This window comes from Rhizobium sp. BK661 (assembly GCF_024808825.1).
In the GTDB taxonomy this organism is placed as follows: Bacteria; Pseudomonadota; Alphaproteobacteria; order Rhizobiales; family Rhizobiaceae; genus Rhizobium.
In genome coordinates this window covers 95579-117382 of record NZ_JANTYT010000008.1, presented here as the reverse complement: position 1 = coordinate 117382, position 21804 = coordinate 95579, and the positions used below count along the sequence as shown (strand labels likewise).

At 57.0% G+C, this 21804-nt stretch carries 21 protein-coding genes; 10 read left to right on the top strand and 11 right to left on the bottom strand.

Annotation, left to right across the window (positions count from 1 at the left end; genetic code table 11):
- Positions 1-382: 382 nt before the first annotated feature.
- Positions 383-712: a helix-turn-helix domain-containing protein gene (locus FHX16_RS17975; protein ID WP_183756092.1), complete on the top strand. Its 330-nt coding sequence runs from the start codon at positions 383-385 to the stop codon at positions 710-712.
- Between the two features lie 499 nt (positions 713-1211).
- On the opposite strand, the gene FHX16_RS17970 is transcribed toward FHX16_RS17975, so the two are convergent.
- Entirely contained in the window at positions 1212-1625 is a 414-nt protein-coding gene (locus FHX16_RS17970; RefSeq protein ID WP_183756093.1) for a response regulator, read from the bottom strand.
- A 482-nt stretch (positions 1626-2107) separates the two neighbouring features.
- Complete coding sequence (locus tag FHX16_RS17965; RefSeq protein WP_183756094.1) at positions 2108-3088, bottom strand: L,D-transpeptidase; 981 nt, start codon at positions 3086-3088, stop codon at positions 2108-2110.
- Between the two features lie 1008 nt (positions 3089-4096).
- Here FHX16_RS17965 and FHX16_RS17960 point away from each other — a divergent pair.
- A complete protein-coding gene (locus FHX16_RS17960; RefSeq protein WP_183863980.1) occupies positions 4097-5110 on the top strand; it encodes a methyltransferase in 1014 nt (337 codons plus the stop codon).
- 544 nt (positions 5111-5654) lie between these two features.
- On the opposite strand, the gene FHX16_RS17955 is transcribed toward FHX16_RS17960, so the two are convergent.
- A complete protein-coding gene (locus tag FHX16_RS17955) occupies positions 5655-6023 on the bottom strand; it encodes a hypothetical protein (protein ID WP_183863981.1) in 369 nt (122 codons plus the stop codon).
- 916 nt (positions 6024-6939) lie between these two features.
- Between FHX16_RS17955 and FHX16_RS17950 the strand changes: the two genes are divergently transcribed.
- The 5 genes from FHX16_RS17950 (at position 6940) to repC (ending at position 12183) form a co-directional block, all read left to right on the top strand.
- A complete protein-coding gene (locus FHX16_RS17950) occupies positions 6940-7161 on the top strand; it encodes a hypothetical protein (RefSeq protein WP_183756096.1) in 222 nt (73 codons plus the stop codon).
- 597 nt (positions 7162-7758) lie between these two features.
- On the top strand, positions 7759-8055 hold the full coding sequence (locus tag FHX16_RS17945) for a hypothetical protein (RefSeq protein ID WP_183756097.1): 297 nt from the start codon (positions 7759-7761) through the stop codon (positions 8053-8055).
- Positions 8056-8500: 445 nt separating this feature from the next.
- Positions 8501-9706 carry a plasmid partitioning protein RepA gene (gene repA, locus FHX16_RS17940; protein WP_183863982.1) on the top strand — a complete coding sequence of 402 codons (1206 nt, stop codon included), beginning with the start codon at positions 8501-8503 and terminating at the stop codon, positions 9704-9706.
- Positions 9707-9781: 75 nt separating this feature from the next.
- The gene (gene repB / locus FHX16_RS17935; RefSeq protein ID WP_259129599.1) at positions 9782-10795 is read left to right on the top strand and encodes a plasmid partitioning protein RepB; all 1014 of its coding nucleotides are present in this window, start codon (positions 9782-9784) and stop codon (positions 10793-10795) included.
- A 155-nt stretch (positions 10796-10950) separates the two neighbouring features.
- Positions 10951-12183, top strand: coding sequence for a plasmid replication protein RepC (gene repC / locus FHX16_RS17930; RefSeq protein WP_259129597.1), 1233 nt, complete (start codon positions 10951-10953; stop codon positions 12181-12183).
- A gap of 301 nt (positions 12184-12484) precedes the next feature.
- On the opposite strand, the gene FHX16_RS17925 is transcribed toward repC, so the two are convergent.
- The 5 genes from FHX16_RS17925 to FHX16_RS17905 all read right to left on the bottom strand — a co-directional run bounded on the left by FHX16_RS17925 (position 12485) and on the right by FHX16_RS17905 (position 15703).
- Entirely contained in the window at positions 12485-12955 is a 471-nt protein-coding gene (locus FHX16_RS17925) for a ProQ/FINO family protein (protein ID WP_183863985.1), read from the bottom strand.
- 159 nt (positions 12956-13114) lie between these two features.
- Positions 13115-13438, bottom strand: a complete 324-nt coding sequence (locus FHX16_RS17920; RefSeq protein WP_183863986.1) for a helix-turn-helix domain-containing protein — start codon at positions 13436-13438, stop codon at positions 13115-13117.
- A 193-nt stretch (positions 13439-13631) separates the two neighbouring features.
- Positions 13632-14117 (bottom strand): sigma-70 family RNA polymerase sigma factor, encoded by a 486-nt coding sequence (locus tag FHX16_RS17915; RefSeq protein ID WP_310503134.1) that lies wholly within the window; start codon positions 14115-14117, stop codon positions 13632-13634.
- Positions 14118-14223: 106 nt separating this feature from the next.
- Positions 14224-14580 (bottom strand): response regulator, encoded by a 357-nt coding sequence (locus FHX16_RS17910; protein WP_246712690.1) that lies wholly within the window; start codon positions 14578-14580, stop codon positions 14224-14226.
- A 358-nt stretch (positions 14581-14938) separates the two neighbouring features.
- The gene (locus FHX16_RS17905) at positions 14939-15703 is read right to left on the bottom strand and encodes an endonuclease/exonuclease/phosphatase family protein (RefSeq protein WP_259129595.1); all 765 of its coding nucleotides are present in this window, start codon (positions 15701-15703) and stop codon (positions 14939-14941) included.
- Positions 15704-15766: 63 nt separating this feature from the next.
- On the opposite strand from FHX16_RS17905, the gene FHX16_RS17900 reads away from it, so the two are divergent.
- Positions 15767-16738 carry a lysylphosphatidylglycerol synthase domain-containing protein gene (locus FHX16_RS17900; RefSeq protein ID WP_259129593.1) on the top strand — a complete coding sequence of 324 codons (972 nt, stop codon included), beginning with the start codon at positions 15767-15769 and terminating at the stop codon, positions 16736-16738.
- Here the strand turns inward: FHX16_RS17900 and FHX16_RS17895 are convergent.
- Positions 16688-18205, bottom strand: a complete 1518-nt coding sequence (locus tag FHX16_RS17895) for a phospholipase D-like domain-containing protein (RefSeq protein WP_259129591.1) — start codon at positions 18203-18205, stop codon at positions 16688-16690. The two genes, FHX16_RS17900 and FHX16_RS17895, sit on opposite strands and share 51 nt — an antisense overlap.
- A gap of 166 nt (positions 18206-18371) precedes the next feature.
- Between FHX16_RS17895 and FHX16_RS17890 the strand changes: the two genes are divergently transcribed.
- Both FHX16_RS17890 and FHX16_RS17885 read left to right on the top strand, forming a co-directional pair.
- A complete protein-coding gene (locus FHX16_RS17890) occupies positions 18372-18824 on the top strand; it encodes a DUF2231 domain-containing protein (RefSeq protein WP_259129590.1) in 453 nt (150 codons plus the stop codon).
- Positions 18821-20149 (top strand): sorbosone dehydrogenase family protein, encoded by a 1329-nt coding sequence (locus tag FHX16_RS17885; RefSeq protein ID WP_183756121.1) that lies wholly within the window; start codon positions 18821-18823, stop codon positions 20147-20149. Before FHX16_RS17890 ends, FHX16_RS17885 begins: the two co-directional genes overlap by 4 nt.
- A gap of 48 nt (positions 20150-20197) precedes the next feature.
- On the opposite strand, the gene FHX16_RS17880 is transcribed toward FHX16_RS17885, so the two are convergent.
- Positions 20198-20920, bottom strand: coding sequence for a metallophosphoesterase (locus FHX16_RS17880; protein ID WP_183756122.1), 723 nt, complete (start codon positions 20918-20920; stop codon positions 20198-20200).
- Positions 20910-21737, bottom strand: coding sequence for a hypothetical protein (locus tag FHX16_RS17875; RefSeq protein WP_405049292.1), 828 nt, complete (start codon positions 21735-21737; stop codon positions 20910-20912). The genes FHX16_RS17880 and FHX16_RS17875 overlap by 11 nt, the downstream gene beginning before the upstream one ends.
- Positions 21738-21804 lie beyond the last annotated feature (67 nt).

Here is a 21804-nt window from a genome sequence, read left to right as displayed (position 1 = left end):
GTCGCGCCAGCTTGCGAGCGTGATGCAGGAGCGCGTCCCCTGGCCGATGAACTTGGCCTCCTGCTGTCGCGGCGCATCGAAACCGATAAGCATCTTTTCAACGAAGGCATGTCCCCGGAGTCGACACACAGTCAACGTTGACGGCACGGATCCGACATCTTTTTGAAATTCTCCATGCTCCGCCATAAACAGGTAGCGATCATGCCGGACGGCTGAAAGCCTTTGGCACCTATGCTTCCGCTTGGCCAGGTTGATGGCGGGATTTGGCTGCTGCGAGGGTAATAGACTGTACCAAAGGACAGACATCGCTACGCCGAATGGTGGCCTTGCCTTCCTGTCGGGCTTTGGCTCAGTCTCGGAGTCAGGACCACGGGGGTGGCTGATGAATCACGCAGCAAGGCGCGCAGGGCAGATCGATAGGGAGATTGGCGAACGCCTCAGGTTCCTAAGGGAAATGAAGGCACTCAGCCAGACAGAGCTTGGCTCCGCAGTAGGCGTCACTTTCCAGCAAATACAGAAGTATGAACGCGGCATAAGCAGGTTGTCGGTTTCGGCCCTGATCATCATCTGCAGGACACTGGACATCCATCCGCTCGAATTCGTCGGCGGTTATTTCGATGGCGTTGACGGTCTCGCCACGATGGATCTGCTCATGAGGCGCTTGAAGGATGCCGAGGATAGGCTGGGGCAGATCAAGTCGATCGTCACCTGAGCCACACAAACCACCAGATACAAGCCTGCCCGTCGAACAGCGCGTCGGTGCCGTCGAGGTTCGTCGCATGCCCTGGAATGGTATCACGAAAAAGCTTTGAGACCTTCGACAGGAGGCTCTTGAGTTCAGTCTCCTTGACAAACGATGCTGCGTCCAGCGGACGGAACCATTCAAGCTTTCGCTGGCCGCGCTCTGGAAAGAGTGACCTGGTCTGCCGCACATCCACAAGATGGACGTCGACCGTCGCGCGTACTTCACTCCCGCGGCAAGGGTTTTCAGGTATGTGAATTTGCCGAAGACTCGCTTTCGCGCCCTCCCTTGACGCCCGCTTCTTCCCAACCCTCCTGTTCGGCCACCTTGTGCGATTTCAGGCCCGGGATGAGCCATCCCTTGGGAAGGTCCATCTCCCAGTCTCTCGTGTGGTGATTAAAAGGATTCTCCATTGGCCCCTTGCTGCAGATGGCCCCCAAAACCAGCGAGCCTTGTCAATATATTGCGTTCATGAGAACGAAGTGGAGCGGGAACGGACGAGAGCAAGCGTTTGGCTTTTCTGTTTCTCGTTCGCTTTGAACCGCGCAGAGATCCTGTCCCGAAGTGCGGCAAGGTCGTAAGGCTTTGGCAGGTAGACAACGCTTTCACCGAATTCTGAAATGTCCACATCGCGTCCGGAGGTTATCCAGACCGGAAGGGACGGTCGGGTGACGGTCAGCATCCGGGCAAGGTCCAGACCGCTTAACCCACCGGGCATGTCAACATCAGTGACCACAGCCTCGATGCATCCGTTCGTTCCCAGGGCTGCAACCGCTTCGAGCACATTACGGCATTCGATGACGACATGGCCGTCATCGGCCAGTTCGTCGGCGAGTGCGAAGCGGATCAAGGGTTCGTCTTCCACAATCAGGATTCTTGCCATTCTCGGTGTCTCCATTGTCAGACGATGGCTAAACGCAAGGTGGATCAAATTGGTACACGTAGCCCCATCAGTATTTTGATTCATGCTTAACAAAAAACGAATGACGGAGTGAGCAATCGGCATGTCTTTGGCTTTCCGCTTCTTGCGATCAGTTTAATTGTGAACAATGGCATGGAAAATTTGCAATGGGTGTCCGACCGGCGGAATCCCCACGACCGTCGCCGGAAGACAAGGACGACACCGCAGCCGCCCGACGCTCTCGCATGTAGGACAAGACAGTGACCTCCGACCAGAAGCCAGGCATCCTATAGCGTCATTGTTGTCGGATCGGGATTTTCGGTGTGATATAGGATTCAGACGTCGCCGATCATGTGGCGAGGTCTATCGGTGACGAGAAGACCGAGGTCAACTAATCAAACCTTGATGTGACGTGGCTCGGCAATGCCTGGCCGATTTACGAGACAGAATCCAATGGCGCACGTTCAGTCGGTGAATTCGACCACAATGCCGGGCTTGACCATGCCGGCCAGTTCCTGCGCATCCCAGTTGGTAAGCCGCACGCAACCGTGTGAGCCGACCTTGTCGATGAGTGACGGTTCGGGGGTTCCGTGAATTCCGTAGGTCGGCTCTGTCAAATCAATCCAGACTGATCCCACGGGACCATTGGGACCGCCGGGTAGTTTCAGGATCTTCTTGTTCTTGCCCTGCTGGAAGTTGATTTTCGGATTGTAGATATACGGCGGCATCCGCGCGACGCCCTTGACCTTGTGCGTCCCGGTAGGTGATGGCGTCTCTTCGCTTCCGATGGTCGCCGGATAGGCAGCAATTAGTGCACCGTCTGCCGCAAAGGCTAGTACCCGTCCGGATTTTCTGTGAACTTCTATTTTTTTGACGGAGCCAGCCTTGGGACCACCGGGCATCGCAACGAGCACTGTCGCTCCGACTTTAAAGTCCACACCGGAATTCAGTGCCTTCAGCAGGTCTATGTCCATATGGAAACGTTCGGACAGTTTTTCCGCGATGCTTGTGTAGCCAAGATGTTTCATCTTTGCCTGCTTGGCGTAGTCCTTGGGAATTTTGTCTAGCAAGTCAGCGGCATCGTCCTCGGTAATCCGATAGGGTTGGATGACAGCCGCCTTGTCTGAAAGCCGTTGAACGACGTCCGGATCGAGCTTTCCGTCCGATGAAAGATTCTGCAAGGTTTCGAACCCGGCGACCGCCTTTGTAACGTTTTCACCGTAATGGCCGTCAATGACCCCGGGCGACGATCCCGCGCGGTCAAGGAGAACCTGAAGGCGGACAATGGCGGGGTCCGGCTGAGAGGGGGCATTCTGCGCGGGGCGCTCAGGCGGTATTGCCTGCAGCGAGGCGGAGTTGATCGCCTCCGCCGTAAGCTCATCCGCAGCCGCAGTCCCAAACAGTATGAGAACAATGGATGTTGCGAGAGCGATAGTCTTCATCATAGAAGTAAAATTGACATCGCACCAACTTGTTCCAAGCCTTCGCGCGATTTCGCTTTCAACCTGATAGCGCGCGTCGACGATGCCCGTCGGACGGCCTGGCGAGGGTACGCTCTCAGAGCGTGTCGCGCACAAGCTAGTGCTTGGAGCCAAGCGAAACATGCAAGACAGTTTTACGTGTACTACCTTCCAACTAGAGCAACGCTCTGGGGTCAGCGCTAGGCGCTGGTCCGCGGGACATGCCGGCATGAGCCATTCTGCGAAAGGGTCGGAAATGCAGTGCCCGATTTTTCGCCTGGCGACGCCGGGGCGATCAATGCCAATCCTGCCAGCGTCGCGCCCGCTGCTCTAATGCGCCGACGGGATCGTTCATGTCGGCGACGCATCTCCAGCAACTGCAATCCGGCGCGGCTATGTCGGAGCGTCGAGCGTGGCCAGCACCCGCCATTCGTTCCGCGCCGAGATCGCCTCGTCGGCCCTAGATCGACGAGCGCTATGTACCGAAGCAGCTCGACCGGCAAGTATCTGTGTCGGTCCCCTTTGAAGGGCCCTCGCCTGCCGCTACACCCCTCGTAAGGTGAAAACTTCGCGTCGGGGTTTCAGCTGACAGCTTAAATTGAAATCGACAGGTCAAAGGCACAAGAACTGCCCCGTTTACCCAAGCCGTGTAAGCGGGGCAAAATCGGTGGCAGCACGTTTGTCGTTGAAGACGGTGTGATTGTTGGGATGCACTACATCCGAACTAATCGTACCGGCGGAGAAAAACATGTTAGCAACCGCGGCTACGTGACAGACACGGCGGCAAGTGGTCGAGGCTTGGCTCGTCGGATGCACGAGCATTCGTCTGCTCACATAGTGCTTCTTGATTAATTGCAGGACATGGCAAAACGCTCTATTTTCCCTTGCAGGGCGCCTCGACGAGACGGGAGCGGGCTTGCCAGGCCGGACCGTCTCGGTTTCCGCACCAATCCCAGATGCCGTTCGACGATACGATCCAGGAGGAGACGTACGATGGGCGAAACGACGCCGGACAACATCATGCAGCTCGGGATGGGGTTCTGGGCCTCCAAAGCCATGCTCACCGCGGTCGAGCTTGGCGTCTTCACAGCGCTCGCAGCCGGCCCGGCCAACCTGCCCGACCTGCAGGCCAGGCTGCAACTGCATCCCCGCTCGGCCCGCGACTTCTTCGACACCCTAGTGGCCCTGAAGCTGCTCGAACGCGAGGATGGCCGCTATCGCAATGCCCCTGATACAGACCTCTTCCTCGACAAGGGCAAGTCCTCCTATATCGGCGGCATCCTCGAAATGGCTAATGCCCGGCTCTACGGTTTCTGGGGCTCGTTGACCGAAGCCCTGCGCACCGGCGAGCCGCAGAATGAAGCCAAGCAAAGCGAAGACTTCTTCGCCGCGATCTATGCCGAGCCGTCGCGGCTGCGCGGGTTCCTGGAGGCGATGAGTGGAATCAGCGCCGGTGCGGCCCAGGCGATCGCCGCCCGGTTCGACTGGTCGAAGTACAAGACCTTCGTCGATGTGGGCGCGGCGCAGGGCATGGTGCCGGTGGTGATCGCGCAAGCGCATCCGCATCTTCAGGCCATCGGCTTCGACCTGCCCGCCGTGCAGCCTATATTCGACGAGTTCGTCGCCCGGCATGGTCTCGCTGACCGTATCCGCTTCCAAAGCGGAAACTTCTTTGACGGCCCGATGCCGAATGCGGATGTGATCTTGATGGGGCACATCCTGCACGACTGGGATCTTGCCGAGAAGAGGATGCTCTTGGAAAAGGCCTTTGCCGCACTGCCGAACGGCGGGGCCGTGATCGTCTACGATGCCGTCATCGATGACGAGCGCCGCTTGAACGCTTTCGGCCTGCTGATGAGCCTCAACATGCTGATCGAGACCCGTGGCGGGTTCGACTACACCGGCTGCGACTGCCAGGCCTGGATGCGCGACGCCGGTTTCGTGGCCACGCACGTCGAGCCGTTGCTGGGGCCTGACTCGATGGTGATAGGCTTCAAGCCCGACTGAGCGGAAACCGCGACCGCGGCCGGTGTTCCGCAATCTCGACCAAGGATGCGATGTCGATCGCCTGGCGCTGACGTGGTCGATGGCCTCGCGTCGCTCTTGAACTGAACAAGCTTCTCGACGATGAGATACCAAGCAGGCTGCCAGCGCGCAGCAATGAACCCCGCAGCCGCTTGGCTCGGCCGCACTCGGCGAAGTTGCCCCGAAGTGTAACTGGAGCAAATCCGGTGGCATCGGGCATTCCTGTTTTCTGGAAGCCACCATTCACTCCTTTCATGACGAAGCGCCGCCTGCCCATGACCGAGCATGGCGATACGCTGCCGCTGAAGGCGCTGCGGGAGCTTGTGACTGGTCTGGTAGAACGGGCCGACCGGGCAGACATCCGGATCGAAAAACTCGAGACCGAAAACCAAAAGCTTCAAGACGATACCTGCCAGAAGTTGGGCCTGTCGTTCTGGCACTATCTTGGCGGTCGGCTAGGCATAGGCACACCCGGGCGGGCCGCTCCTCTGCTGGCCACGATAGTCGCTGCCAGAACCTCGGCACATCAACGGCGATCAGGATTGGGGAACGCAACGATCCTGTCCGACGCACCAGTCCTGTCTGGCTTGCCCGTCACGACATCATCCAGCGTATCGAGCACATGGGAGCCGGTGAGCGTCAGCAAAGTCGGCGACACATTCCATTGCCGCTCATCATCGGCATGCACCGTCACTGTCTTCTTGTTGCGGCGAATGACAACGCCCCGGATCGTCACCCCGCCTGGCCCTTCGAAGGTCACGCCGCTTCCAACACGGATGTCCTGCAGCGCAGCTGCAGTCCGCTGATGATGCAGCAACTGCAGCCTCTCGACGATACGGGCGTTGAGTTCGACGAGCGCCGCCTCGTCCAGGCTATCAATTTCGATCAGCCGCATTGTCAGCCCCTCGCTTTTGTCGACGAGGCTATCCTGCCAGGGAGTGGTGACAGGACGGACCCCAGTCTCCGATTTGCCCTGTCGTTCGGCGGTGCCTCCGAATTTACCCCGCTTGACCCGAAGTGTTCAACAAAACCGGCAGGGCATCAATCTGTAACCTACTGAAAGAACGAACTCAAACTGCTCAACGGAAGCCACTAGAGCATTTTCTTCCGTTAGTGGATAACCCCCCAATCTCGCCCTTTATGGGTCTGGATGAATGCCGCGGAGAGAAATGAAGCCCTTTGCGAGATCAAGTTACTACGCGCCAGCATATCACCTCGTCGGGACCTGACGAACCGGCTTCTGGTCTTGATCACACGGCATTCGTGCGGCTACCGCCGGAGCGGCGCGTCTTGTATCGATCTAGATGCGGGCCTTGCCTGGCGAGACGTCGAGGATCGGTTCAGTCCCACCTTCGTCGCGACGCCGGAACTGGCCCCTCCACGGTCCCCCGTGCCGACACGGTCATGCTCCCGATCTTGAGGTTTTCGAGATAGGTCACGTCGCAGCGTCTGACGACGTCAGTCGTCATCTTGTGCCTGGGGTCTTTCGCGTAGCGCAGACCCGCGCCTTGAAGGCTGGCAGCGCCCATAGAGCAGCCCGATCAATACGCCATTGCTCGAACCTCGCCATCAGATTGATGATGAAGGTCGCCACAAACCGCGTTCCACATCATCACGAAAGATGGAGGACAGACAGGTGACAGACTGTGCAAGCGGCGCTGCGCTTCCACGTTGCTCAGTCGACCCAAGCCACCTGGAGGCAGATATATGGCGGTACTTTTTGGCATTGGAGTTGATCAGGAGTCTGGAATGAGCTAGCGCGTAAGCCCCCATATACCCCCCGCACTAGCCGCTCTTTAAAGGACCTGCGAATGGAACCGGACACCGTAACAATTGAAAGCCGCAATGACTTTGCCCTCTGGGCGATCGAAAAGGCTCGGGCAATCGTCGCTGAACAAGGCGGCGATCTGGCGATAGCGGCGCGTGACATGGACGAAAAGGCAATTGCGGAAACTGGCAATGCACTCGGTGCCGCGATCACGCAAGCCTTGCTGGAGGTCTATGACGGATTGACTCCTGCGGACGAAGACTAGCCAATGCAAATGCCGCCTGCCCTGACGGGTAGCCCCAAACTTGGCTGGGAAGAACCGGACGGCCGGCTAGGAAGACTTCCTTTCATCACGCTAAGCAATCTGGCTTGGCAACGCTGATTATCGGAGTAAGCGGCGAGATCGAGCACATCGCCTTTCAGCTGCCGAACCGTTCAGGTCTGCTTTTTGCTCCCCAGATTCTTGAATGCAAGAATTGCCAAACATGTTCGTCCGGTCATTCACTACCAGGTCGCAGCATATGACCCGCATAGGCAATGTTGAGGGAAGCTGCGCCGGTTCTTCGGTTCTCCGGGATATAAAGTCCTAGTTCCGGCAGAAGCACACACTCGGGTCCGCCCACACGAGACCAATGCCGGATGCAATCGCGCGGGCGGTTTGCCACCCCGCCAGGGTTCGGCGGTCCGAACCCCGGCTACCCAACGGTCTGGTGGCCGAGGAGCCCTCCCCGCCCGAAGAAGGCAGCGGCCGCCTCCAGCCGCGCAAACACAGTGACCCGCACCAGACCGCTCCGGGAACAAGAGCACCACGGCATCGTTTCCAATTTGGTTGCAATCACGCAACGCTACCAAGGAGGACGAAATGTCCATCAAGCTTGTTACGACGTCACTTCTGATCATCGGCCTTTCAGGCTCAGCATTCGGGCAGTCGAACCCCGCTCCTGCTGGATCCACCATGGACAAGAATCATGGGGCCGCCACTCAAACGACCAAACCCATGAAGATGAAAAAGGTCGACCCGATGAAGACCCACAGCACGACTCAGAATGTCAACAAAGAGAACTGCAAGTCGCTGAAGGGCAAGAACTCGCTGCAGACGCAGGGCGGCAACAGCAACACCGAGAATGTTGAGAATACGTGCGCCGATAACAACAACTGACAGCTCGTTGTTTCGCGCCGGGTGACGGCTCGAACCATGGGCCGTCATCTGCCCCTCCTCTTCATTCACAGGGGCAAGCGACAACCTATGCGTCTCGGCGACTGAATGCTGAATGTCTCAGGAGTTCTTCCAACAACTTCACCGCACCTGCGGTTCGCTTTGCAAAGCTCTTCGAAGCCTTTTTCGCTCCAGGCGACGCAATTCACAGGCTAATATTTTTGACAGCCGTGCAAACATCAAAATTATCGTTGAAAATCATTGAGTTGATTCGCATTTGCCGGATCGCGGCACACCTGCCAGCGTCCGAAGCCAGCCTATGATAAAGAATCGGCATATTAAGCCTTTGTTAACTAAAAACTTCTTGCGCCGGCTAGAGAATCGCATCTAAATCACGCTTATGATGCAGATCGCTTGAGAAAAGCGTTATTCCGGAAGATGGCAAGATATGAACATGGCACCAGTCTTCATCGAAGACCTTGATTTTGACAAGGAAATCCTTGAGCAGGGCGAGCTGATTTCTGACAAGCTGAACATGCTTCGGCTAGAGCAGTACCCCCCTAACGCGATGAAAGGGCTTCGGCAGTTTTCGTTGGCCGAGGTCGCCGAGTATCTCGGCGTCACGCAAAACCACATCAAGAAGCTTCACCTCGAAGGCAAGGGCCCTGCTCCTCAGGTCTCTGGCTCGGGACGTCGGTCTTACACTGCCGAACAGATGATGGAGTTGCGCCGCTATCTCGACAAGCATGGCCGTTCGGATTTCAAAAAGTATGTTCCTCACCGCCGCAATGGTGAAGGCTTACAGGTCATTTCCGTCGTGAACTTCAAGGGCGGCTCCGGAAAGACGACTTCGGCAGCGCATCTTGCCCAGTATCTGGCTCTGACTGGTCACCGTGTCCTCGCCATCGATCTTGACCCGCAGGCATCGATGACAGCCCTCCATGGGATTCAGCCGGAACTCGATCGAAATCCCTCCCTTTACGAAGCACTGCGTTACGACAGCGATCGCAAGTCGATCACGGAACTCATTCGTCCTACCAATTTCCCGGGGCTTGATATTGTTCCCGCCAATCTGGAGCTTCAGGAATACGAGTATGAGACACCGCTTGCGGCATCCAGCAAGAACCTTCAGGAAGGCAAGCTCTTTTTCACGCGGATCTCGAATGCCTTGAAGGAAGTCGACGATCGCTATGACGTTGTGGTGATCGACTGCCCCCCGCAGCTTGGCTACCTCACCCTGACGGCACTCACGGCGTCGACTGCCGTTCTGATCACCGTCCATCCCCAAATGCTTGACGTCATGTCGATGAGCCAGTTCCTCCTGATGCTTGGTGGCATCCTTGAATCGATCAAGAGCGCCGGCGCTTCGGTGAAGCTGAAATGGTTCCGCTACCTCGTGACACGCTACGAGCCTACCGATCAGCCGCAGGCGCAGATGGTCGGGTTCCTTCAAGCCCTTTTCAACAAGCGCATGCTGAAGAACCAGATGCTGAAATCGACGGCAATTTCAGATGCCGGGATCACCAAGCAGACCTTGTACGAGATCGAGAAGTCTCAGTTCACCCGGTCAACCTATGAACGTGCCGTCGAAAGCCTGAATGCGGTCAATGGCGAGATTGTTTCCTTGATCCATAATGCGTGGGGACGGAAGTGAGGTTTTTGACAGCCGTGCAAACCGCGGAAAAATTGTTTTCTTTCAGAGGGATGGGCACTCACAACGGAGACGGAAATGGCTAGAAAAAACCTTCTTGCGAGCGTGACGGCGACGTTGGGCGACGATGTCGACCGCGGCGCCCCGTCTGCGTCCGAGGCCCGGGCGTCCTATACACGGCGCGGGGCCTCCAGGTCGATGATCCAGTCGCTGGATGAGCTCGCCGAGACGTCCATGCGCGTCCTTGATGGCGAGGCAGTCATTTCGCTCGATCCCGGCGATCTCGATGGGTCTTTCGTTGCCGATCGAATTGGTGACGACGATGAGGCCTTTGAGAACCTGAAGGAGGCCATCCGTCAGTCCGGGCAATCGACCCCTATCCTGGTGCGGCCGCATCCGAGCGATGACGGCCGATACATGATCGTATTTGGCCACCGCCGAGCCCGTGCAGCCCGGGAGCTCGGGTTGAAGGTGAGGGCAGTCGTCAAACCGCTCGCCGATATCGAACATGTGATCGCCCAGGGCCAGGAGAACACGGCTCGCGCAGATCTGACCTTCATTGAGAAGGCGATTTTTGCGAGCCGGCTCCAGAGAAGTGGCATGTCGAGGGAGGTTTTGAAGACGGCCCTCACGGTCGATGACAGCCTGTTGTCGCGAATGCTTTCTGTCGCCGAGATCGTTCCGGACACAGTTCTTGACGCCCTCGGGGCAGCCAAGGGTGTTGGACGAGACCGCTGGGAAGAGCTGAAAAAGCTGGTACTGAACCCTTCGATTAACGCGCGCGCGCGCGAGGCTGTGCAGGACCAAGCATTCCTCGCATGTGAAACAGATGAAGCGAAGTTTCTCGTTCTTCTTTCCGCATTGAAATCAGCCGGAAAATCGAATCGCCGTAGCAAGCAGACACGGGCAGGTACCGCGTGGACACCGTCGGACCAGTCCGTGAGTGTCCTGGCAACGCCAAAGGGCAACGGCCTCGTTATGGAATTTGGAAATCCGAAGGGCAAATCCTTCGGGCAATGGCTCTCCAGCAACCTAGAAAGCCTATTCGAGCAGTATTCGCATTCTGAAGAGAAACAGCAAACGGGAGATTGAACAGCAAAAGAAAAAGGCCCCCTCAACGTTGCCGCCGTGGAAGCCTTCCTCTGATCTAGACAACCAGAGAATCGCACTTCCTCGAATCACAGTCAAGAGTCTTTGGCACCGTTTTGGTGAGCAGATTTCTTTTGCCTTCTGAAAGGTGAAGGAAAATGCAAGGTGAACATGTGACGACGCCCTTTGGGCGGCGGCCGATGACGCTTGCGCTGGTGAAACGGCACACCGCCGTATCCGAAATCAGCCAGGGCAAATCGGTAAACAAATGGAGCGTCTTTCGTGACGTCTCTGAAGCTATGCAGTCGCTCGGCCTGAAAGACCGCAGTCTGGCTGTGCTTGACGCGCTGTTGAGCTTCTATCCCGAGAATGAGCTTCGCCAAGACGCCCAACTCGTCGTCTTCCCGTCAAATGCGCAGCTTTCGCTCCGTGCCCACGGCATAGCGGGCGCCACACTTCGCAGGCATCTCGCGTTTCTCGTTGAGGCGGGCGTGATCCTGCGTCGGGACAGTGCCAATGGCAAGCGATACGCCCATAGGGGCAGGGGAGGGGAGATCGAAAGCGCCTATGGTTTCGATCTGTCGCCCCTGCTGTCGCGCGCTGAGGAGTTCGCGGGCATTGCCAAGCAGGTCGTTGCGGAGCGCACAGCCACGCGCAGGGCAAGGGAGAGTTTGACCATCTGCCGGCGCGATGTGCGAAAGCTCTTCGGCGTCGCCAAGGAAGAAGGCATTGAAGGCGACTGGCAGATGATCGAGGTGGCCTATCAGGATCTCGTGGATAGGATTTCCCGCTCACAATCGCTCGATGATATCCATGTCATTCTCGACGGTATGCGCCGTTTGCAGGCAAGGATCATCAATATCCTGAAATTCCACCAAGATTTGGATAATTCGAGCTCCAATGACGCTCACAATGAGCACCACACACAGAGTTCTAATACCGAATCTTATCTTGAATCTGAAGCATCCGCGGAACGGCCAGTTCGCGTCAGCTCGATCGGGGAGGAGCCTCCACCATCCACGTCCAGCCAGGCACTGCCGCTTAGTCTTGTTTTGAAAGCATGCCCTGATATCGCCGCCTATGGCCCGCGCGGTGTGATTAACAGCTGGAGGGACCTGATGAATGCGGCTGTTGTCGTCAGATCGATGCTCGGCGTGAGTTCAGCGACGTTTGAAGACGCCTGCCACGCAATGGGCCCGGAGAACGCGGCTATTGCCGTGGCCTGCATCCTGGAGCGAGGTCGGTGTATCAACTCGGCTGGCGGATACCTGCGGGATCTGACACGCCGTGCCCAGCGAAAGCAGTTTTCACCAGGACCGATGCTCATGGCCCTGGTTCGAAAAAGCATGACCGGAACACGGATAATCTCTCCGTCACCTGATGAGGAATAGCGTCTCTAAACCCACTGTTTCAGCGATCCCGGCGAAATTCCATGGACGTTTTTGACCACAATGCGTATAACAATGTCACGTCGAACGCCGGAAGCTGCTGACCCGATTCGAGCATTCCGAAGCCAGGTGGCGGCCCTTCTCAACACCATCTTCACAAACGGTTCTGCAGGCGATAGAAGCGCCTATACGAACGAGCGGAAGGGAACGGCCGGTTTACTTCCGTTATCGCTTCCGGCTTCAACGGAGCGAAGCGGTTACGGATTGCGCAACTCGGCCACCATCGGTGCCCACGGAGCAGTGGCTAGCGAATGCGACTGGCCACACCCACCTGCGCGCGAGGTAGAAGACCGGCGCGGATCCGATCTGCTTTCGCCAACAAAGGCGCAGCAGGTTCCAACGCAGGAGCATCAGTTCGTCGCAACATTTCATACCGCTCTTGGGCCGCAAGGCGATCCTCATTCGAGACCGGGGCCGCCGGCGCGCCGTCGATGTCGAAGCGCAGGGAGTCGGGTTGCGCCATTGCAAAGAAATATCGTTTTGAATGGAGGTACGCGCCCGTGGCCTTCCGCAACGATGTAACGGAAACACCGGGCCGCAAGCGCAGTCTCAAATGGTTCCAGAGGCCGCATTCGAATGGCTTGATAGGATCGCCGACCCTTACCGGCAATATGCCAACCGGTTCACGGAGGAGATCATTGATCGTGGTTGCTTTTATGATATCCGGTTCCGTTGAACAGATCGGTCCGCGGCTATAGGTCCAAGGCTTCGTCATGAAAGATTACCTCTGCGTCCCGTCCTAGTGGACTCCGTGAAGTGATTTCGACGGCATATAGGCGATCGAATGGACGCATTCGGCCTCTAGCGGCTGAGAGCGATTAAAATTATCGTAAGCATGGTCCTGGGTTTGCGACCGGAAGGAAGGGGGACAGAGCTAGCCACCGGCACCGGGTGGCGCATCGTTTACGAGATATTCCTTGTATTGAACCGTGTCCGCTTCATCGGTATAGACCCTTTCTGCTGGTTTGAGGCGCACGCCTGGTCCACCCTCATTCGAATATTCTGTTAAGAAGACAACACCGCTCCTCTCCACCGAGGCGATGATATCCCTTAAGCCCTCGGTATCGTCAGCAATTATCCCCATCTGGTTTTCCACAAGATCGATAGTGCTTGCCGTTACTCCCGCGGCCCTGGCAAGGTCGCTCACCTGCCAACCCAACAGGGCCCTGGCCGCTTTGATCTGACTGCCCAGTATCATGGTGTTCTCCCACGGCTTCGGTCATGTGTTAGACAAGCAGGGATATTGTGTCCCGGACATATGGCTCGAACGTGCAAATCTCTTTCCCGTTCCGCATTTCATAAGAATTACTGTCGGTCCTGCGATCGAAGGCCGTAATGGTTAGCGGGCAATTCTTTGGCATCAGACAGTATAGCAGTCGTTTGGATACTCGCTAGGACAGCGCATGCATCAAGTGCTGGCGTGCACGGTTGACGCGGCTTTTAATGGTGCCGATAGGGCACTGAAAATGATCCGCAGCTTCCTCGTAGCTGCGTCCGTCAATGAAGACGAACTCGAAGGCGCCCCGATATTTCTCAGGCAGGCGCACACAGGCCGCTTCCAGTTCATGACCTCGAATGCGCCATTCCTGGTCCGGCTGAACGCTTTCCCGCGAGGACACGCATTCCAACGTCCCGACCGCTTCCCTTCTTGTCACTCGATAGCACGAGCAGAAGGTGTTGCGCATGATTGTGAAGAGCCAGGATTTGAGCCGGGTCCCCTCTTCATAACGGTCCAGGTGAATAAGTGCGCGGACCAGCGTTTCTTGAACCAGATCATCGGCATCGGCGGCGTTCCGATAAAAGGTTCTCGCAAACGCGCGCAACGCCGGCATCAGACTCACGATTTCCCGGCGAACGGTTTCGGTTGAACTGTACACGAGTATGGCCTTCCCTTGGAGATACATGAAGGAGAAGGACTGACCGGGTACTTCGTTCCGGCCTCATGCGTTAAGTACGAAACCGCACGAATTGAAGATGGCAGTCTCAGATCGAGGCGACAGTTCCAAAAAGAGCCTCGGCAATCTGCTGGAGTTCTGTCGTCCTTGCGCAAAGATGGAAGCCACCATAGATGCCCGAAAGTTCCGGGCTGACATAGGCTGTGGCGAAGATGAAGGGAATTTCGAGGAATAGCAGCCTTTCGGCTAATGGAAACACTGCGTCACCATCGAATTGTAGATCGAGGATGGCAGCGTCAATGTTCTCATTCGTCAACAATGTCAGGCCTGACGGCACCGATGCTGCAGCGATCACGATGGCACCGCCTGTTTCGAGAAGCAGGCGCGTGTCATCGTCGAGAAGGTGTCCCTCCTCAACAATGAGGACGGTTCGTCCTTTGAACAACAGGGGCGCTATCTGTTTCAGTCGACAAATCCTTGGTTTGCTTCCGGCGTAGACTGCCGGTGGGATGATACGGACAAAGTCCGGTCTTGTCTTTTGCGGGCAAGCTGTTCGTGTCGCCAAGGCGTTCGACACCGCGTTACCCACCTGTTTGAATACGGCTCTGGTGCCCCATCAGCTTACGCACCGAGAAAACTACGAACCGCGGCGGCGTCGTTTAGTTCCCGATCAAACGACTGAATTGATGGGCAGTCTTTTGCACCTTTGGTTTTCCCAACGCGGAGCTCAGCTGGCCACAAGCTATATCAATTCCCGTGTCAGGTGAGATGAGTAGTGGTTCGAACAGGAACCTTATGCTCGCTCAGCCAGACCGTTGCAAATCCAATTCAACCATCAGCGGCAGATGGTCCGATGCCTGGCGGGCGAGAAGGTTGGTCTGGATCTCGGAAGCAGTGACACCAAACCCCTCGGAAACGAAAATATGGTCAAGACGCAATAGTGGGAACCTCGATGGGAAAGTCGGCCGGGGCTTGCGAGGCGCCATCAATTGTGCGTCCTGAAAGTGCTGCGCCAGGTGCCGATAGGCGGCGGACGAGCCCACGGCATTGAGATCGCCACAAATGATGGCAGGCAGTGCGCGAAATGCGGCGCTACCCATCCAGTTCTCACCGAGGAGTGTTGAAACCTGTCGCCTTCGATCTCCTGCTCGCAAGCCGAGATGGGTATTGATCACGTTGAGACGGTGACCCTGGGCAGTCACTTCCGCCCAGATCGCGCCACGCGTCTCGCCGACCGAGGGCAGGGACCCGGCCCTTACCAGTTTTGTGGGAAGCGCTGTTAGGATCGCATCGCCGTAACGCTCTTCGCGCACGTGCAGCGCAGGATGGAAGTGGGATTCCATCTTAAGAAGGCTTGCAATCGTCTGGGCCTGATCGATACGGCCGGTTCGCTTTCTTCCCACATCAAGCTCCTGGAGGGCGATGATGTCGGCTTTCGATTGCGCGATGACCTCTGCTATGCGGTTCGGGTCGAGGCGTCGATCCGTCCCGATGCAACTGTGAACATTGTATGTAAGGATCCTCAGTCCGCGCAGAGGGGCCGGCAATGACGCTGACGTGATACTCATTCGGCGGGAACCCGCGTTGGTTTATTTCGTTCCCATTGAAAGCTCAATGCAATCGGGATCTTCATGACAGCCAAGCGCATTTTCATCAATCTGACTCTTATGTTGGGCCTTCTTCTTGCAGCTTACCTTCTTTACAAGGTCTTCAAGCGGTACTCGCTTGACGAAATCATGGCGTCTGTTGTTGCAATTCCCAAAACGCGACTCATGGCGAGCCTTGGGTGCTCAGCGCTTTCGTATTTGTGCCTGACCGGCTTTGATTGGATGGCACTCCGCTACGCAGGCAGGCCGTTGAGCTATCGGCGGGCTGCCGTTGCATCCTTCACCGGACTTTCGATCGGGCACAATCTCGGCGTTGCAGCCCTTAGCAGCGGAGCCGTACGATACCGATTCTACTCGCGGTGGGGTCTCGATGCTCAGCAAGTGGCCAAGGTCATACTGTTTTGCGGCGTCACTGTTGGCATCGGCTTGTCAACGCTGGCTGGCATTGCCCTGCTCGTCAATCCCGGCGATGCGAGCAATCTGCTCCGCATCGGCTCGGCTGGGCTGCTTTGGATGGGAATCCTTTGCCTCCTTGTTCCCGTGGCTTACGTCATTTTGGCCGGGACAGTGCGATCGGAACTGAAGCTCTGGAGATGGAGCTTCGAAATGCCTAACACTAAATTGGCAGTGGGGCAGGTCATTATCGGTACCTTGAATTTCATTTTCGTGGCGGCCTGCCTGCACCAGCTTCTGGCAGCGAGCGGCGACGTCAATTTTGTCCAGACGGCTACGGCCTTCGTCCTGGCTAATGTGGCAATCCTTGTCACACATGTTCCAGGCGGTCTTGGCGTGCTGGAGGCGACTGTCAACCATGTCTTGCCAGGCTCTGCCTCGATTGGGGCGCTCGTCGCTTTTCGCGTCGTATATTTTCTTCTTCCCCTCATGATCGGCCTGGCTGTCTTCGGGATCAGCGAGCTGACCTTCCGCAAGCGAAAGGCCACATCCTCAACCAAGCCCGCTCAGGATACGACCGAGGCGCAGGCGCAATCGTTGTAGCGGCCAATAGGGTTTGCGTGGATCGACAAACGATGTACCGGGTAACAACTCTGTTTTTCCCTGGATATCGACCGGAAATTCTCTCAGTTTTCGTCGTCCGATATTCAGCTCATCGATTGTTGTCAGCATTGATCTGCAAGATCGTTCCAACTCGGTGACGTCTGCAGGACTTGCGTCCAGATGCTCTGCCATCAGGCGATGCCGCAGGAATGAGATCGCGTCTTGATGCTTCTTTGAATTTGCCTCGAGGGCAAGATCGCACTCGGTGTCCAGGCCCTCTGATCGGTTGTTGAGATTGGACGAGCCAATGCGCATGAAGCGGTCATCCACAATGATCAGCTTCGAATGAACAGTGAGTTCTTGATCTTTATCTTGCTCGTCCGGAACAACGGCATACATGACTTTCAGTCGACCATGACGATCGACGCGCTTCAGTCGGCGGATCAACCTGTCACGATTGTTCCCCATTGCGAGCTTTTCGATGAAGCCGTGCGAGCTTTTCGTAACGACCACCGCGATCTCCGGGCCATCTGGATCCTTCAATCGCTTCGCAAGGGCCCGAGCGACACTGGATGATGCGAGGTACTGCGTTTCGACATAGATAAGACGCTGTGCGGAAGCGATGGCATCCCGCGTCAGCCGCCTTGCCTCATAACGCCCCCTCTTTCCGATGAGACCAGGTTCGGTCAAAGCAATGGCGGCAGGAATGTTCTCCATCTCGGCAGCAACGACTGGCCAGATATCCGATGGCCGCTTTAAGGGCTCGATCTTTTCGCCCGTTGCTTTCTTCCAGCGCCGGCGCGCGACATCGCCGACCAACTCTGCCGCCTTGCCTGAGATGACTGACTGGATGTCGTGAACCGGCTCGTAAGGCGTGCCGTCGGGAGAACGACGCAGCGGATTTGACACGCGATGATCAGGCTCGTCCCATCGTCTGGCGGTAAGGTCGATCCCGCCGAGGAAGGCCAGGTTTCCGTCAATCGATACAAGCTTTTGATGGTGGCATGCGCGAAGCGGGTGCCGGAAATCAAAACGCAAGGAAATCTGCGGATGGGAGACGGGGTTGCGATGGAAGAGCTGGAGCGACTTGCCTGAATAGATCGGGCCCATGCCCCAGACCAAAATCCGGACCTGTAGCTGCGGATGGCTATCGACGATGGACAGAAGCAGTTCGCCAAGTGTTTGGGTGCTCGTCTTTGGCTTCAGCCGGATGTCGGGGTTGAAGTCCCAGCCGACGATCCAGATCTCGCGGCGTGCCTGTCTCAGAGCATGATCGAGGGCGGAAAAATAGGCTGCGCCATCGACGAGGAAGGCTGCTTTATCCGCACATTCGCTGCGCCAGGCGTTCCATCCCGGGCGAATGACCGGTTGGCCAGGTAAGACCGGTTTCGCTCGTCGCAAAGCTGAGCCAACAACCTTGATTGGATTGCCAGCTTTTGGCGCGCCCGTGGTATGAAACTCCAGCATTTGGTCCCGTTTTCTGTTGCCATGGAAGTCTCGCGTAACGCGCAAGCCTGCGTGTGGGTTCCAGCCTCCTATCGAGGTGCACCCAGACAGAGGTGTGTAACATTTTGCCGCTGGAACATTCCGGCCGTCACGTCGTTTGGGCCGAAACTTCAGCCGGATCAATGCCATGTCATCTCACGCCCTGCTTCCCCTTCAACCTGTGGCCCCCAGGACCGCCTTCCGCTCTATTCCCCTCCATTTCTCGGCAACCTGTTTTATCGGTGCCCTGCTGACCGACATCGCCTATTGGAAGACCGCTGAAATGACCTGGGCCGATTTCTCGGCCTGGCTTCTGATGGCAGGCTTGGTATTGGGCGTCGTCGGAGCGATAGGGGTTGTTGCGGATTGGAGCCGTGGGGTTCTGACGACGGCTCCATTGCGCCTTGTCATGTACTTCGGATGTCTTCTGGCAGCGTTTCTCCTCGGTTTTCTAAACACACTCATTCACAGCAGGGATGCCTGGACGTCTGTCGTGCCGACGGGCCTGGCAACCTCGATCGCAACCTTCGTGGCAATCGTCATTGCCGCGTTGCTTGGCGCGGGCATTCAGCGCCATCCGGCAGAGGAGGTAATGGGATGAACAACCTTTCGCCCAATCTGAAGGTCCGAGCCTGTTCGATACTGCTGGCTTCGACGATTTTGGCTGCATGCAGTGACAACGATCCGGATCCATCCGGCGGCATAGGCCCGACGCCCGATCTTCCCGAGCAGTCGCAATATCTCTTTCCTCCGATGCATCTTGCCAAGGTCGTCGGCTGGAAAAGCAACGAAACGCCGTCGGTCGCGTCTGGGCTGAAGATCCAGGCTCTCGCGCAAGGACTACAGCATCCAAGATCACTCTACACGCTGCCGAATGGCGACATCCTCGTGGTCGAGTCAGAGGCTCCTGCCGAGGCACCAGCCAAGCGGCCCAAGGATATCATCATGGGCTTCGTTGAAGCCTTCGCCACCAATAGCGGGGGTGGCAAGCCCGCCAATCGAATTACGCTTCTGCGTGACACGGACGGTGACGGCAAGGCCGATATCAAGCAGACGTTCCTCGAACATTTGAATTCACCGTTCGGTGTCGCGCTCGTCGGGAAAGAGCTGTACGTTGCGAACACGGACGCGATCATGCGATATCCCTACAAGGACGGTGATACGAAGATCTCCGATCCGGGCACCCGCCTTACCGAACTGCCGGGTGGGCCGATTGATCATCACTGGACGAAGAGCCTTGTGGCGAGCGAGGACGGTTTGCGCCTCTATGTTGGTGTCGGTTCTAACAGCAACATTACCGAAAACGGGATCGAGGCCGAAAAGGGGCGGGCCGCCATCTGGGAGGTTGATCGCGCATCGGGACGGGCACGGGTATTCGCCGATGGGCTTCGCAATCCAAACGGCCTCACATTCGAACCGACGACAAAGGCACTCTGGACGGTGGTCAATGAACGTGACGAACTCGGCCCCAACCTCGTTCCCGACTATATGACCTCGGTGAAGGAAGGCGGCTTCTATGGGTGGCCATACAGTTATTACGGAAAGAACGTTGATCCACGCGTAATGCCGCAAAGGCCCGACCTTGTCGAAAAGGCGATCGCACCGGATTATGCCCTCGGCTCTCACGTTGCCCCGCTCGGTCTGGTGTTCAACCAGGGACAGAGCCTTACAGCCGCCTATTCTGGTGGCGCCTTTATCGGCGAGCATGGCAGTTGGAACAGGCATTCCTTCAACGGATATAAGGTCGTCTTCGTGCCGTTCGAAGCAGGTAAGCCGAACGGAAAACCGGTCGACATCGTCACCGGCTTCCTGAGCGACAGGAATGAAGCCAGAGGCAGACCGGTCGGTCTGGCACTGGACAAGGGAGGTGCACTGCTGATCGCTGATGATGCGGGCAATACTGTCTGGCGCGTCACGTCTGGCTGATAGTTTGAGTTTTGCTTCGAAAACGAGCTGTCGTTTCGTCAGTAGAGCTTACAGATCAAGGATCGCGTACGGCTTCCCGTTCGGTTTTTCGACGTGGGCGGCGACATTGTAGACCGGAGCCCCCCGCGGGGTTTTGCCCTCATAGGTACCGTGGTGTGCATGACCGTGAACGACTGCGGCTACATTGAAACGATCGATGGTTTCCGCAAGTCTCGAGGATCCGAGAAACGGATAGATTTCCGGGGGCTCACCTTCCACGGTCTCCGCAATCGGAGCATAGTGAAGCACCACCATTGCCCGGTCCGAACTGATCCTGCGCATTGCGTTTTCCAGCCGCATGGATTCGTCGATGCTTTCGGCGACCATGGCCTTGATGGCGCTTTCTCCAAAAGACCCAAGCATATGGCGGCCAAAGCCACCGGCAAAACCCTTGACACCGACGAACGCCGCACCGTCTATCTCGGTCGGGTTTCCGTCAAGGAGTACCACTCCCGCATCGGTCAGTACCGTGGATACTTCCTCAACCATCCCGCTTTCATAATCATGGTTGCCGAGAACCGCGACAACCGGGATCGTGCAGCTTCTGAGATCCGCCGCCAGCAACTCGGCCTCCTTTGGTTTGCCGAGATCTGTCAAATCGCCGGCTATGACCAAAACGTCCGCGACGCCTGATATTTCTGTGAACATGTCCTTGTAGGAGGTTTTTCCATCCTCCTTCACATGCAGGTCGGCGACTGCCGCCACCTTGAGCTTGCCGGCACTACTGGTCATCATCGATCTCCCAATTGCCTCGCATCTCGCCTTCGCCACCGACATCCGCAAAGCCCCACTCCTTCACGTCGATTTCGTAGTCGACACGGGAGTACATCCGCCCGCGGCAGATGCGCATTTGCGGCAGGGGCATGTCGCATTGGGTCTTCAGGCGATCAATCAGTTCATCCAGGAGCCACTGGGGAACCCTGTCTCGCTCGGTAGGATAAATCCATCGAAAGTTGAGGAGATGGATCAGAAGCACTTCCCACTGCACCTCGAGGTATCCGAGCAGTCTTGCCCAATCGATTTCTTCGCTGGCCCGCAAGATGACGTGGGCGATGTCAGCACCATCATAGCGGTGTCTCAGTTGAATGAAGCATTTCGACCAGATCAGTTCAGTCGGACTGACGATGCGGACGGGAAACCCGCATAATTCAATCATCCGGGCGTCATCGAACCACGCGTCGCCGACCGGCATCGTGCCATTGGATGAGGCGAAGATGACATCAAAAAAGTGCTTTCCTTTCAGCACTTTCCCGATCCAGCGCTCGTCCTCGACCGCGATCTCGTAATCACGCTCCCTGAAGTAGCCAAGGATGCGCCCGCAGTCTCCGGCCTTGCAGAATATGTCCAGATCCTTGGTGAGACGGGAGATGCCCGTATAGGCACTGACGGCGTAAGTCCCTGCGACCAGAAACGGTATTTCGGAGGAAGCAAGTTCCTCGATCGCCTTGGCGACGAATGGCTCGGCGTCAGGATCGATCAGCTGCGGGATGGCCCGTGCCTTCATCATCGGACTGTCTGAAGTCTCGGATGTCATCGGGGGTACGCTCATCCAAATTCCTCTGAAGCGGTCGCTTCCATCAACCCGCGAAAGCGACTGATGTTCCGGAATGGATTCT

What these genes read in the sequence shown, in the direction of transcription:
- repB (WP_259129599.1), top strand. Translation starts at nt 9,782, where the DNA reads ATGGCTAGAAAAAACCTTCTTGCGAGCGTGACGGCGACGTTGGGCGAC.
- FHX16_RS17885 (WP_183756121.1), top strand. Translation starts at nt 18,821, where the DNA reads ATGAACAACCTTTCGCCCAATCTGAAGGTCCGAGCCTGTTCGATACTG.
- FHX16_RS17960 (WP_183863980.1), top strand. Translation starts at nt 4,097, where the DNA reads ATGGGCGAAACGACGCCGGACAACATCATGCAGCTCGGGATGGGGTTC.
- repC (WP_259129597.1), top strand. Translation starts at nt 10,951, where the DNA reads ATGCAAGGTGAACATGTGACGACGCCCTTTGGGCGGCGGCCGATGACG.
- FHX16_RS17965 (WP_183756094.1), bottom strand. Translation starts at nt 3,088, where the DNA reads ATGATGAAGACTATCGCTCTCGCAACATCCATTGTTCTCATACTGTTT.
- FHX16_RS17895 (WP_259129591.1), bottom strand. Translation starts at nt 18,205, where the DNA reads ATGCTGGAGTTTCATACCACGGGCGCGCCAAAAGCTGGCAATCCAATC.
- FHX16_RS17920 (WP_183863986.1), bottom strand. Translation starts at nt 13,438, where the DNA reads ATGATACTGGGCAGTCAGATCAAAGCGGCCAGGGCCCTGTTGGGTTGG.
- FHX16_RS17925 (WP_183863985.1), bottom strand. Translation starts at nt 12,955, where the DNA reads ATGACGAAGCCTTGGACCTATAGCCGCGGACCGATCTGTTCAACGGAA.
- FHX16_RS17945 (WP_183756097.1), top strand. Translation starts at nt 7,759, where the DNA reads ATGTCCATCAAGCTTGTTACGACGTCACTTCTGATCATCGGCCTTTCA.
- FHX16_RS17950 (WP_183756096.1), top strand. Translation starts at nt 6,940, where the DNA reads ATGGAACCGGACACCGTAACAATTGAAAGCCGCAATGACTTTGCCCTC.
- FHX16_RS17955 (WP_183863981.1), bottom strand. Translation starts at nt 6,023, where the DNA reads ATGCGGCTGATCGAAATTGATAGCCTGGACGAGGCGGCGCTCGTCGAA.
- FHX16_RS17970 (WP_183756093.1), bottom strand. Translation starts at nt 1,625, where the DNA reads ATGGCAAGAATCCTGATTGTGGAAGACGAACCCTTGATCCGCTTCGCA.
- FHX16_RS17975 (WP_183756092.1), top strand. Translation starts at nt 383, where the DNA reads ATGAATCACGCAGCAAGGCGCGCAGGGCAGATCGATAGGGAGATTGGC.
- FHX16_RS17900 (WP_259129593.1), top strand. Translation starts at nt 15,767, where the DNA reads ATGACAGCCAAGCGCATTTTCATCAATCTGACTCTTATGTTGGGCCTT.
- repA (WP_183863982.1), top strand. Translation starts at nt 8,501, where the DNA reads ATGAACATGGCACCAGTCTTCATCGAAGACCTTGATTTTGACAAGGAA.
- FHX16_RS17875 (WP_405049292.1), bottom strand. Translation starts at nt 21,737, where the DNA reads ATGAGCGTACCCCCGATGACATCCGAGACTTCAGACAGTCCGATGATG.
- FHX16_RS17905 (WP_259129595.1), bottom strand. Translation starts at nt 15,703, where the DNA reads ATGAGTATCACGTCAGCGTCATTGCCGGCCCCTCTGCGCGGACTGAGG.
- FHX16_RS17880 (WP_183756122.1), bottom strand. Translation starts at nt 20,920, where the DNA reads ATGACCAGTAGTGCCGGCAAGCTCAAGGTGGCGGCAGTCGCCGACCTG.
- FHX16_RS17890 (WP_259129590.1), top strand. Translation starts at nt 18,372, where the DNA reads ATGTCATCTCACGCCCTGCTTCCCCTTCAACCTGTGGCCCCCAGGACC.